Annotated in this window: 12 protein-coding genes; 4 read left to right on the top strand and 8 right to left on the bottom strand. The window is 66.4% G+C overall.

Annotation, left to right across the window (positions count from 1 at the left end; translation table 11 throughout):
- Nucleotides 1-43: 43 nt before the first annotated feature.
- From DBV14_RS30305 to DBV14_RS30340, 8 genes are all read right to left on the bottom strand, one after another.
- Nucleotides 44-520, bottom strand: coding sequence for a DUF2269 domain-containing protein (locus DBV14_RS30305; RefSeq protein WP_124465166.1), 477 nt, complete (start codon nucleotides 518-520; stop codon nucleotides 44-46).
- Nucleotides 517-900 carry a DoxX-like family protein gene (locus DBV14_RS30310; protein WP_124465168.1) on the bottom strand — a complete coding sequence of 128 codons (384 nt, stop codon included), beginning with the start codon at nucleotides 898-900 and terminating at the stop codon, nucleotides 517-519. The genes DBV14_RS30305 and DBV14_RS30310 overlap by 4 nt, the downstream gene beginning before the upstream one ends.
- Complete coding sequence (locus DBV14_RS30315; RefSeq protein WP_124465170.1) at nucleotides 897-2,018, bottom strand: saccharopine dehydrogenase family protein; 1,122 nt, start codon at nucleotides 2,016-2,018, stop codon at nucleotides 897-899. Before DBV14_RS30315 ends, DBV14_RS30310 begins: the two co-directional genes overlap by 4 nt.
- A complete protein-coding gene (locus DBV14_RS30320; RefSeq protein ID WP_124465172.1) occupies nucleotides 2,015-3,664 on the bottom strand; it encodes an FAD-dependent oxidoreductase in 1,650 nt (549 codons plus the stop codon). Before DBV14_RS30320 ends, DBV14_RS30315 begins: the two co-directional genes overlap by 4 nt.
- A 7-nt stretch (nucleotides 3,665-3,671) precedes the next feature.
- Entirely contained in the window at nucleotides 3,672-5,213 is a 1,542-nt protein-coding gene (locus DBV14_RS30325; RefSeq protein WP_124465174.1) for a polyamine aminopropyltransferase, read from the bottom strand.
- 14 nt (nucleotides 5,214-5,227) lie between these two features.
- Nucleotides 5,228-5,446, bottom strand: coding sequence for a DUF350 domain-containing protein (locus tag DBV14_RS30330; protein WP_019653703.1), 219 nt, complete (start codon nucleotides 5,444-5,446; stop codon nucleotides 5,228-5,230).
- A 48-nt stretch (nucleotides 5,447-5,494) separates the two neighbouring features.
- A complete protein-coding gene (locus tag DBV14_RS30335; protein WP_124465176.1) occupies nucleotides 5,495-6,976 on the bottom strand; it encodes a DUF4178 domain-containing protein in 1,482 nt (493 codons plus the stop codon).
- A gap of 100 nt (nucleotides 6,977-7,076) precedes the next feature.
- Nucleotides 7,077-8,147: an SPFH domain-containing protein gene (locus tag DBV14_RS30340; protein ID WP_124465178.1), complete on the bottom strand. Its 1,071-nt coding sequence runs from the start codon at nucleotides 8,145-8,147 to the stop codon at nucleotides 7,077-7,079.
- Between the two features lie 176 nt (nucleotides 8,148-8,323).
- On the opposite strand from DBV14_RS30340, the gene DBV14_RS30345 reads away from it, so the two are divergent.
- The 4 genes from DBV14_RS30345 (at nucleotide 8,324) to DBV14_RS34075 (ending at nucleotide 11,966) form a co-directional block, all read left to right on the top strand.
- Nucleotides 8,324-10,672: an NADP-dependent malic enzyme gene (locus DBV14_RS30345; protein WP_124465180.1), complete on the top strand. Its 2,349-nt coding sequence runs from the start codon at nucleotides 8,324-8,326 to the stop codon at nucleotides 10,670-10,672.
- Nucleotides 10,673-10,852: 180 nt separating this feature from the next.
- Complete coding sequence (locus DBV14_RS30350; protein WP_124465182.1) at nucleotides 10,853-11,266, top strand: ribonuclease domain-containing protein; 414 nt, start codon at nucleotides 10,853-10,855, stop codon at nucleotides 11,264-11,266.
- A 50-nt stretch (nucleotides 11,267-11,316) separates the two neighbouring features.
- On the top strand, nucleotides 11,317-11,742 hold the full coding sequence (locus tag DBV14_RS30355) for a barstar family protein (RefSeq protein ID WP_086011111.1): 426 nt from the start codon (nucleotides 11,317-11,319) through the stop codon (nucleotides 11,740-11,742).
- A gap of 77 nt (nucleotides 11,743-11,819) precedes the next feature.
- The gene (locus DBV14_RS34075; RefSeq protein ID WP_155403714.1) at nucleotides 11,820-11,966 is read left to right on the top strand and encodes a hypothetical protein; all 147 of its coding nucleotides are present in this window, start codon (nucleotides 11,820-11,822) and stop codon (nucleotides 11,964-11,966) included.
- The last annotated feature ends 96 nt before the right edge of the window (nucleotides 11,967-12,062 follow it).

Consider the following 12,062-nt stretch of genomic DNA (forward strand, 5'->3'; position numbering starts at 1 on the left):
TGAGCGTCGCCCTGAACAACGTGCCGAACCCCAACGCAAGTCATCAAAACGAAAGCTGAGGCTTGTTCACCATCAGCCAGAACACGACGGCCATCGCCACGAAGGCCGGGTAGCCGAGCAGTTCCCAATAGCGTTGGTAACGTGTGTAGAGCGGTGGCATTGGTGTGGCGTTACGGTGCGCCGCTGCGGCAAGGGCGGCCATGCGGATCTGCAGCCACACCACCGGCAACCAGCAAAGGCCCGCGACCACGAACAGGCCGAGCGACAACGCCAGCCACGGCGTCGACAACGGCCAGCCCGCCATGTGCGCCAACGCGAAGCCCGTCACCGGCTGGAGGATGACCGTGGGCGTCGTGAACCACCAGTCGGCGCGCACCACCAACCGGCTCACCACCGCCTGCGCCGGCACGCTGCCGCTGCGGTTGGTGAAGAACATGTAGAAGGCCGAGCCCAGCCCCGTGCCGACCATCAGCACGCTGGAGACGATGTGCAGCCACTTGAGGATGAGATAGGTGTTCATAAGGGTTTCGTCGCGCGTCGGTACAGGTGCCACAGCAGGGCGGCGATGGGCAGGTTCTTGAGCAACGGGCCGAGTGGGTGCAGCCACAGGCTGGGCTGCAACGCCGTCGCGACCAACGTCATGGCGAGCATCACGCCAAAGGCCGCCGCATAGCTCGCGCGGCCGGAGCGCCACCAGAGGGCGAGGCCGATGGCAAGGTCTGCCGCTGCGCCGCCGACGATCAAGCCTTGCACCAGCCACGGCGGCGATGTGATGCCGGCCTGCGCCAGCACCTGCCGACTCTGGCCATCGAGCTCCACGAGGCTGACGATGGCGGTCACCAGCCACACCGCGACGAGGCTCAGGCGCAGCAGGCGGTCGTTGTCCTCGGTGCGGGTCATGAGGTTGGCGGTGGTGTCTCGTCGACCACATCGGTCACCATGCCCCAGCGCGCGAACTCGGGCTCGAATTCCGACAGGGCAAGCAGGCCGGCGCAGGCGTGCGCGCCGAGGGGCAAGGCCTCGCCACGCGCGAGGCGGCGTGCCAGCAGGATGGCGGCCATGCAGGGGATTTCGGGGCCGTGGTTGTCGTCGGACGCGATGTGCCACGCGCGCCGCGCCGCCTTGCCCTGTGCATCGGTGCCCGTCACGCGCACCACCATGCCGCCCAGCGCGGTGCCGAGCGCATCGAACACGCGGCCGGCCGAGTGCAGCAGCGGCGCCAGTTTTTGCGGCGCGGGCAGCAGGCCGACGCGGTGCAGCCAGGCCATGAAGGCAAAGGCCTGCTGGGCGAGGCCGACTTCGAGCGCGGCGCGGAACATGACCGACTGCACGCCGGCATAGCGGGCCGGGAAGAGTTCCAGGTCGGGGATGTCGCACAGGGCGCCGCGGCGCGGCTTCATGCGCGCGAACTGCACCTTCACCGGGTCGGCCCAACCCAGCCGCTCGGTCCATTGGCCATCCTGCCAGACGCGGATGGGTTCGCCGCAGTAGGCGAGCACGCCGGCCAGCGTTGCTTCGCCGCGCGGTGCGCCCTGTGCTGGCGCGATGCAGATGTCGATGCTGCGGATGTCTTGCCAACCGGCGGTGAGGTGGTCGACCACCGCCGATGACAGCGCGGGCACGGTGCTGGCACCTGCCACTGCGGTGCGGCCTGCATCGCGAAAGGCGGCGTCGAGTGCCGACGGAAAGTCGCAGACGAAACGGCGACCGTCGGCCAGGTCGATGTAGTGCGCGCTGGCCGCGGCCACGGCCTGGGGCACGCGGTAGTCCTGGTTCTGGAACGGGCCCGCTGTGTGGATGACGAGGCCGACACCCAGGTAGCCCAGGCCCTGCGCAAGGTCGGGCGACTGCACGTCGATGCGGATGCCGCGCGCGTTGCCGCCGAGCGATTGCGCAAATGCGGTCGCGCGTTCGAGGTCGCGGCCGCCGACGAGCAGCTCGATGCCGGGGCTCGACGCCAGCGCGCGGCAGATGCGTGCGCCGAAGTTGCCGTAGCCGCCGAGCACCAGTGTCTTCATGCGATTCGCGACCCCGCGACGTGCCCGCGCGTGAACGCTTCCTCGAAGATCGAGTAGCCCGACCAGTCGGCATGCGCGAACGACAGCCGGCCCGCGACGACGCTGCCGCGATGCGCCGCATCCGGTGCGGTGCGTTGCGAGCCGATCTGCGCCAGCAGGCCCGGCCGGGGGATCGACATGGCGTGGCCGTAGCGCGTGATCTCGATGCGCGTCGCGAGCGAGGGCAGGTCGGGGTGCGGCGCCGACAGCTCGGCGAGCAGGTCGTCGCGCCAGCCGGTCCAGGGGCGGTCGAGCAGCAGGCGGCGGCCATCGGCGGCGTCGTAGCGGCTCGGGCCGAGCGGGCGATACCAGCTCAGCACGGTGCCGCGCGGCGTGGGGTCGAGCGTCTGGTGGCGCGCATCGACATAGCCCAGGCCGTGCGTGCCGTAGATGACGTTGTCCCAGCTCGGCGCGGCGCCGGGCCGGTCGGCCAGCGGGCCACGCAAGTGCACGTTGGCGACGAGCCACGGCGCATAGCGCACGTGCGCGGCGGCGTGCGCCAGCACCTCGGGCGGATTCTCGACCACGCGCGCGGCAATGAACACCGGCAGCGCGACGATGCAGCGCTCGGCCTGCCAGCGCACGAGAGATCGGGTGGCGGCGTCCCACGCATCGACCTCGACGCCGCCGCGCAGCTCGGCGATGCGCACGACGACCTGGCCGGTATGCAGCCGGTCGCCGAGTGGCGCAGCGAGCTGCTTCGTGAGCCAGCCGTTGCCTTCGGGCCAGGTGAGCACGCCGTCGCGCTCGGGGTTCACGTCGTTGGCGCTGCCGCTCGGATCGCCGGGCGCATGAAAGCCGTGCCGGCTCGCGAAGTAGTGAATGCCGGCCCAGGCCGAGACGTGTTCGATGCCCGCGCCGTAGTCGTCGCGGCAGCAGTAGTCGAGGTACCAGCGCAGTTGCGCGTCGCTGAAGCCTTCGCTGTCGAGCCATCCGGCGAAGGAGATGGCGTCGAGCGCCAGCAACTCGGGCGTGACCGCGAACTTGAGCGTGGGAATGGCGAAGTGCGCCGCATGCTGCAACGCGTCGATGCGTTGCGAGAACTTGCGGTACTGCGCGAGCGTGTCGTCGCCCACGCCGTGCACGGGCAACAGGCCGTCTTGCCACTCGCCGCGAAAGAACAGGCGCTCCTGCGGGCTGTGGCAAAGGTTGCGTTCGTCGTACTCCCAACGGCCCGCCACGCGCTGGCGCAGGCCGAGTTCTTCGAGCAGGTCTTGTACCTCGGGCGCGTCGTTGCCGGGCACCGGCAGGTAATGCGCGCCGAGCGGGCAGGCGATGCCGTTGACCATGCCGCCGCGCGCGTTGCCGCCGGCGGAGTCTTCGAGTTCGAGCAAGGCGAAGTCTTCGATGCCCGCGAGCCGCAATGCGCGCGCGGCCGCGAGACCGGCGACGCCGCCACCGGCGATCAGCACGCGCGTGCGCTTGACGACCGCGGGCGCCTGGCTCTTGAGCGTGCCATCGCGCATGGCGTGGCCGCGCGTGACGTCGATGCCGGTGAAGCCGCCCTCGATGGGCGGCGGCGGCGCTTCGCAGCCGGCAAGTGCCAGCGCACCCGCCGCACCCGTTGCTGCTGCGGCCGCCACGCCGAGGAATTCGCGACGCTGCATGACGCGGCTAGTGCGCCATCACCTTGCCCCACTCCTGCTCGTAAGTGGTGACCAGGATCTGGTTCGACAGTCGGTTCACTTCGGTCGGCACGCGCGCCATGTCGAGCGGAAAGTCGAACATCAGCGGCAACGTGGAAGGCGACAGGAAGCGCAGGCCCGAGGGCAGCGCATCGGGCAGGCGGTACGGCCGGCGGCTCGCGATGATGTAGCCCCATTCGCCGAAGCTGGGCACATGCGCGTGGTAAGGCGTGGCGCGCAGCCCGACCGATTCGATGGTCGTGGCCACGGTCCAGTAGCTCTTGCGCGCGACCAGCGGCGAGGTGGTCTGGACCACCGCGTAGCCGCTGGCGGACAGGCGCTTTTCGAGCAGCGAATAAAAGCTGTTGGTGTAGAGCTTGCCGATGGCGAAGTTGGTCGGATCGGGAAAGTCGACCACGATCACGTCGTACGTGTCGCCCGGCTGCTGCAGCCACTGGAAGGCATCGGTGTTGACGATCTTCACCTTCGGCGACGACAGCGAATGGCCGTTGAGCCTGGCCAGCGTTTCGTGCGTGGTGAAGAGCTGGGTCATGTTCGGATCGAGCTCGACCAGCGTGACCGACTCGACCGAGGGGTACTTGAGAATCTCGCGCACGGCCATGCCGTCGCCGCCGCCGAGCACCGCCACTTTCTTCGGCGCGCCCTGCGCGGCCATCACGGGATGGACCAGTGCCTCGTGGTAGCGGTACTCGTCGCGCTCGGCAAACTGCAGGTTGCCGTTAAGAAACAGCCGGTGGCCGAGCAGCCCGCGCGTGACCACGATGCGCTGGTAGGGCGAGGTGGCGCTGAACACGATGTGGTCCTGGTAGAACTTGTCTTCGGCCAGCGTGGTGATGTGGTCGGCCCAGATGAAGGCGCCGAGCAGCGCGGCCAGCGACAGGAAGCAGGCCACGGCATGCGCGCCGACGCGGCGCAGCTCGTGGCGGAACAGCCAGAGCGCCCACACCGCGACCGCGGCGTTCATGAAGCCGAACAGCAGGCCGGTGCGGATCATGCCGAGCTGCGGCACGAGGATCAGCGGGAAGGCCACCGACACGGCGAGCGCGCCGAGGTAGTCGAAGGTCAGCACCTGCGACACCAGGTTCTTGAGCAGGATGTTGCGCTTCAGGATGCGCATCACCAGCGGGATCTCCAGGCCGACCAGCGTGCCGACGACCATCACGAGGCCGTAGAGCAGCAGCCGGAAGGCTCCCGGCGCGTAGGCATTGGCCAGGAACAGGATCGCCGGCAACGCACCGCCGATCAGCGCGACCATCAGTTCGATGCGAAGGAAGTGCGCCGGCAGCTGGCGGTCGAAATAGCGCGAGAGCCAGGAGCCCACGCCCATCGCGAACAGGTAGGTGCCGATGATGGTGCTGAACTGCAGCACCGAGTCGCCGAGCAGGTAGGAGCTCAGCGCGGCCGCGCTCAGTTCGTAGACCAGCCCGCAGGCCGCGACCACGAACACGCTGGCGAGCAACGCGATTTCGACGGGCTGCGGGCCGCGCGCGTCGGCAGGGCGCGCGGACATGGCCGCCTCCTCGCTCAATGGATTGCTGCGGCGACGATGATGCTGATGCCCAGGCTCATCGCGGCAACCACCAGCCCGAGCGCCACGTTCTGCTTCTCGACGATCTCGCCCCACAGGTCGTAGGGCGTGATCTTGTCGATGATCAGGAAGCAGAGCCAGAAAATCACCACGCCGATGAGCGCGTACACGAGCGATCCGAGGACCACGCCCGGTTTCAGCCATTCAAATCCCATGGGGACCTCCAGTCGTAGTAGTAACAGGTGACATCGACATGATGTGCTTCATTTGTGCCCGCCGCCGCTCGAATAGCCGCCGTACGAGCCGCCCGAACTGCGCGATCCGCCCGAGCTGCCGCCGCTGCAGGTGCTCAGGATGATCAGCACGATGATGATCACGACGATGATGATGATGATCGTGCCGCAGCCCAGGCCCGACGCCGCGCTCACGGGCAACGCATCGCCGCGCTTGAACATGTCCTTCTTGGCGTCGAGCTTGAAGGCCGTGGCGACGACGCCGCTGTCGAGCTTGATGCCCGACGACCACGTGAGCTCGTTGGCCGAGCGCTCCATCGACAGCAGCGCGGGGCCGCTGGCAAAGTCACGGTTGAAGGTTTTCTGCCCGCGCTCGACCTGCCAGTAGAACTCGCCCGCGACGTAGCTGGTCTCGGCGTTGTAGGCGTATTGCTGCTGGTAGCGCTTGTTGAGGTAGGTGGCGGTGCTGCCGTTCTCGGCCATCACCGGCGCGCCGGTGGTGGGCTTGACGAGGCTCCAGCCGTCTTCGGCGTCGACCAGGAAGCTGAAGCCGCGCTTCTTGTTGTAAAGCAGGTATTCGTCCCAGCCGAACTGCTCGTCGTCGCCGGGCTCGGTGCCCATGCGGTGCTGGAAGCCCACCACCTGCCACTGGGCGCCCTGCAGCTGGCCCATGGTGCCGAGCGCGATGAGCGGGCGCACCGGCTCATCCTGCGCCGCATGCTTGAGCTCGCCGCCGATGCCCTGCGACAGGTCGATGATGCTGTTGCAGGAGCCGCAGGTGATGCTCTTGCTGTCGGCCAGGTTGACGGTGACCGGCGAGCCGCAGTTGGGGCAGTTGAAGCTGCGGCCCTTTTCGTCCTTGGCGGATTCGTCGCGCAGGCCGGTGAGCTGCAGGTCGTCCAGCTGCACCGAGCGGCCGAGGTAGGCGGTGGGCGTCGCCGTGCCGTAGTCGATGCTGAGCACCAGCCCCTTGTCGTTGCGCAGCTCGACCATCGCGAACGTGCGGCCGAGTTCGGGCAGGTGCGGCAATTCGCCTTGCGCGGAGGTCAGCGCCACCTGCTCGTTCGAGGTGACGGTGTAGCTCTGGCCGGCAAAGGCGCTGGTGGCCCCCACGCGCAGATCGACCGGCGGAGGCGCGGTGCGCTGCAGGTCGAAGGGCAGGGCGAAGACGTAGGCGCCGTTGTCCTCGCTGAGGACGCCGGTGCGGTCGCCGTCGAGCGCGGCAATCCACTCGGTCCAGCGGCCGCCGGGGTAGGTGTATTGCAGGCGGCCGATCAGCGTGAAGGGCTTGTCCTGGATGCGGCCGGCGGCGAACAGCTGCAGCGGGCTGAAGTCGTCGAACAGCTCGGCCATCTTGCCGGTGCGCGCGAGCGTGTCGCCCTGGCGCACGACAGTGCTCTGGCAGTAGGGACAGACGGCGTGCGTCGATTGCGCCGAGCGGAATTCGACCGGCGCGCCGCAGCCGGGGCAGGGCGCGCGGTAGTAGCGTTGGTTGCCGTTTTCCTCAGCCATGGCGGAAACGCCAGGGCTCGGGCGGCGGTTTTTTCAAGCCAATGAGGCTTCTGACGCCCGTCGCACGGGCGTCAGGCGCTATCGGGAACATAGCGCCGGGTTAGACGAGCTTCTTGAGAAGGTCGGCCTTCTTGGCGTCGAACTCTTCCTGCGTGAGGATGCCCTTGGTCTTGAGCTCGCCGAGCTTTTCGAGCGTGGTCATCACGTCGGCGGGGCTCACCACGGCGACGGTGGGTTGCGCCGCGCCAGCCGCAGCTGTTGCAGCAGCCGCCGCGTTGGCGTTGTTGTTGTTAGGGTTCAGGCCCTGTGCAAGGTTCTGCGCCATCACCTGGCCAAGCGCCACGCCGGCACCGAGGCCCATCGCGTCGCCGGCAATGCCGCCACCGCTGGCCGCGCCTTCGGCGAACTTGGGAATGGCCTGCGCCGTCTGGTACTGCATGAACTTGCCCATGTCGTTGCCGACCATGCCCATGCCGATCTTCTGGTCGAGAATCTTCTGCAGCTCTTCGGGCAGCGAGACGTTCTGGACCGTGATGTTCTCGAGCTTGATGCCGATCTTCTCGAACTCGGGCACGAGCTGCGCGGCCAATGCCTGCGCAAACTGGATCTGGTTGGCCGCAAGGTCGAGGAAGGGCACGCCGCTGGAGGCGATGGCATTGCTGATGTTCTGCAGCACCAGGCCACGCAGCTGGCCGTCGAGGTCGGCCACGCTGTAGATGTCGCGCGTGCCGGAGATCTCGGTGTGGAACAGCTTGGCATCGCCGATGCGGAAGCTGTAGTTGCCGAAGGCCCGCAGGCGCACGGCACCGAAGTCCTTGTCGCGGATGGTGATCGGCTGGGGCGTGCCCCATTTCTGGTCGACCTGCTGGCGCGTGCTGAAGAAATAGACGTCGCTCTTGAAGGGGGACTCGAACAGCTTGTCCCAGTTCTTCAGGTACGTGAGCACGGGCAGCGTCTGCGTCGTGAGCTTGTACATGCCGGGACCGAACACGTCGGCCACCTTGCCTTCGTTGACGAAGACGGCAACCTGCGATTCGCGAACGGTGAGCGAGGCGCCGTTCTGGATTTCCATCTCCGCCATCGGGAAGCGCCAGGCCAGCGTGCCATCGCCGGTCTCGGTCCACTGGATGATGTCGATGAACTGTTTCTTGATGAAATCCATCAGGGCCATGGTTGCTCCTCTTCAGGTTTTTTCAGGTTTTATCCGAACTGTGCATATTGCCACATCGCCTTGACAGCGCCCCCATGCAATTGGTCATGTCGCGCTCGGCCATGCGGCGTATGGCGGTGTGGGGCGAGGTCTACAATCGGCGCCCCCAGAAGAAGCGCCACCAGGAGCTACGGCACATGTCAGATTCGACCCCCTCGACCTCATCGACTCCCACGCCCGAAGACAAACGCGCCGAGCTGCGCCGTGCCGCCCTCGAGTACCACGAGTTTCCAGTTCCCGGCAAGATCGCCATTGCGGCGACCAAGCAGATGGTCAACCAGCGCGACCTGTCGCTGGCGTACTCGCCCGGCGTGGCCGCGCCCTGCGAGGAAATCGTCAAGGACCCGGCCAACGCCTTCAAGTACACGTCGCGCGGCAACCTCGTGGGCGTGATCAGCAACGGCACCGCGGTGCTGGGCCTGGGCGACATCGGCCCGCTGGCTTCCAAGCCGGTGATGGAAGGCAAGGGCGTTCTCTTCAAGAAGTTCGCCGGCGTCGACGTCTTCGACATCGAGATCGACGAGAAGGACCCGGTCAAGCTGGTCGAGATCATTGCCTCGCTGGAGCCCACCTTCGGCGCCATCAACCTGGAAGACATCAAGGCCCCGGACTGCTTCTACGTGGAGCGCGAACTGCGCAAGCGCATGAAGATCCCGGTGTTCCACGACGACCAGCACGGCACGGCCATCACGGTGGCGGCCGCCATGCTGAACGGCCTGAAGGTGGCCGGCAAGAACATCGGCGAAGTGAAGCTGGTGACCTCGGGCGCGGGCGCCGCGGCGCTGGCCTGCCTGAACCTGCTGCTCAAGGTGGGCCTGAAGCGCGAGAACGTGTTCGTCACCGATCTGGCGGGCGTGGTCTACGAAGGCCGCGAAGAGCTGATGGACGACGACAAGCGCCAGTACATGCAGAAGACCGACCTGCGCAAGCTGTCGGAAGTGATCGCCGGTGCCGACGTGTTCCTCGGCCTGTCGGCCGGCGGCGTGCTGAAGCCCGAGATGGTGGCGAAGATGGCACCCAAGCCGGTGATCTTCGCGCTGGCCAACCCGAACCCCGAGATCGCGCCCGAAGACGCCCATGCGGTGCGCCCCGACGTGATCATGGCCACGGGCCGCACCGATTACCCGAACCAGGTCAACAACGTCCTGTGCTTCCCGTACATCTTCCGTGGCGCGCTCGATTCCGGCGCGACCACGATCACCGACGAGATGGAAATTGCCGCGGTGCACGCCATTGCCGACCTGGCACAGGCCGAGCAAAGCGAGCGCGTCGCTGCCGCCTATGTCGGCGAAAAGCTGTCCTTCGGCCCCGAATACCTGATTCCGAAGCCCTTCGATCCGCGCCTGATGATGAAGATCGCGCCGGCGGTGGCCAAGGCCGCCGAGGAAAGCGGCGTGGCGCTGCGTCCGATCAAGGACATGGACGCCTACCGCGACAAGCTGCAGAACTTCGTCTATGCCTCGGGCACGACGATGAAGCCGATCTTCGAAGCAGCCCGCCGCGCCACGAAGAAGCGCGTGGCGTACTGCGAGGGCGAGGAAGAACGCGTGCTGCGCGCCGCGCAGATCGTGGTCGACGAAGGCATCGCCCGCCCGACGCTGATCGGCCGCCCCGCCGTCATTGCGCAGCGCATCGAGAAGTTCGGCCTGCGCCTGAAGGAAGAGCTCGACTACGACATCGTCAACGTCGAGCAGGACCACCGCTACCGCGACTTCTGGCAGACCTACCACCGCATGACCGAGCGCAAGGGCCAGACGGTGCAAACGGCCAAGATCGAGATGCGCCGCCGCCTCACGCTGATCGGCGCGATGCTGCTGCACAAGGACGAGGTCGACGGCATGATCTGCGGCACCTGGGGCACCACGCTGATCCACCTGCACTACATCGACCAGGTGATCGGCAAGCGCCCCGGCGGCTGCGAAAGCACGCCGCAGGACGTGCCGGTGTACGCCTGCATGAACGGCCTGCTGCTGCCCGACCGCCAGGTGTTCCTGGTCGACACGCACGTCAACTACGACCCGTCGCCGGAAGAACTGGCCGAGATCACGACGATGGCGGCCGAGGAAATGATGCGTTTCGGCCTGAAGCCGAAGGCGGCACTGCTGTCGCATTCCAACTTCGGCACCAGCAACGAGCCCAGCGCCATCAAGATGCGCAAGACGCTCGACCTGCTGCGCGTTCAGGCGCCCTGGCTCGAAGTCGACGGCGAAATGCACGGCGACGTGGCGCTGGACAGCAAGCAACGCGCGGTCGTCATGCCACACAGCGCGCTGGCCGGCGACGCCAATCTGTTGGTATTTCCGAACATCGACGCGGCCAATATTTCGTACAACCTGCTCAAGACGGCAGCTGGCGGCAACATCGCGATTGGCCCGGTTCTGCTCGGCGCGGCCAAACCTGTGCACATTCTCACGGCCAGCGCGACTGTTCGGCGCATCGTGAACATGACAGCCTTGACAGTGGCCGACGCAAACGCCGAGAGATAGGCTATTCGGCGAGAGTGGCCGCCAACTTAAAACGCCACTCGATAGCCCCGCGACTGCTCAAACTTTGAGCAGTCGCTTGCTATTTTCGCCAGCGTGGTGCACACTCGCGGGCTTGAATTTGCGGGTTAACCCCGAGGTTGATCGCCAATTCGAATCCCCGCTCTTTTCTTGTGGTGCCCCATGGCGGCTTACGCCTCGATCACGTCCTCTGTCACTAAGTTTGCGCTCACCGGCCTTTTGCTGGCGGCGTTGACGACGGGGGCCGAGGCCCGCGGATGGTTCGGCGCCGGAAAAACCTCCGCCGAGGAAACGATCGCACTGACCGACTTGCCAGTGCAGGGCCAGCGAACCTATCAGGCCATCCTCAACGGCGGCCCCTTCCGGTACGACAAGGACGGCACGGTATTTGGCAATCGCGAGCGTCTCCTGCCACCGGCACGACGTGGCCACTACCGCGAGTACACGGTGACAACACCCGGCTCGCGCAATCGTGGTGCACAACGAATCGTCTGCGGTGGAGAGCAACGCACGACGCCCGAGGCCTGCTGGTACACGGCAGACCACTATGCGAGTTTCAGACGGATTGCGCCATGAGCGATGACAACGACCTGAGCGGCGCCCCGAAGCGCCCCGAAGAAATGATGATGACTATGGAAAGACCAGCGGAGATGACCTTATCCCTTCGTGCCGTACGCCCGAACATCGTGCAATCGATCCGCGCGTTCCGCGTGAACGACCTGCAGGACGCTGCCAACGCGGCCGGCCAGCACTTCTTGTACGCCAACCTGGGCAACGCCCAGACCAAGCAGGACGTGCTCGACCTGATCGCCCAGCAGTTCACCTTCCCGGCGCACTTCGGCAAGAACTTCGACGCGCTGTACGACTGCATGACCGATCCGTTGCATAAATCGGGCCCGCAGCCCGGTTTCGTCATCGTGCTCGAACAGATCCCGGCCAACGCCAAGTTCGACAAGGAAGCGCGCGAGCAACTGCTCGACATCTTCCGCGACGCCTCCGACTACTGGGGCGACCGCAAGGTCCCGTTCCGGTGCTTCTATTCTTTTCTGTAGCCCGTTCTGCATCTACCAGCCAAGCAGAACGGGCGAACGAGGCTCAGCCAAATGCTGAAACCCTCGATGGCATCGAAGTGAACCCCAACGCCGCCGCAACGGCCGCCGCCAGCACCGAGCCGGCCGGCGAAAAAATGCCGACCGACAAACTGGTCGACGTGTCGCCTCTGGCACTGCGCATGAGCAGCCCCTTCAACGCGGGTTACTGGCTCGCAGCCGCGTAACGCAAGCAGTACAGCATCGGGCTTCGGCCCGCCGCTTGTAGAAAAGCCCGTCGTCGACGGGCTTTTTTCATGGGGGTGACCCGTCCTGACCTGGGT

The organism is Variovorax sp. KBW07, assembly GCF_003852515.1.
Taxonomy (GTDB): Bacteria; Pseudomonadota; Gammaproteobacteria; order Burkholderiales; family Burkholderiaceae_C; genus Variovorax.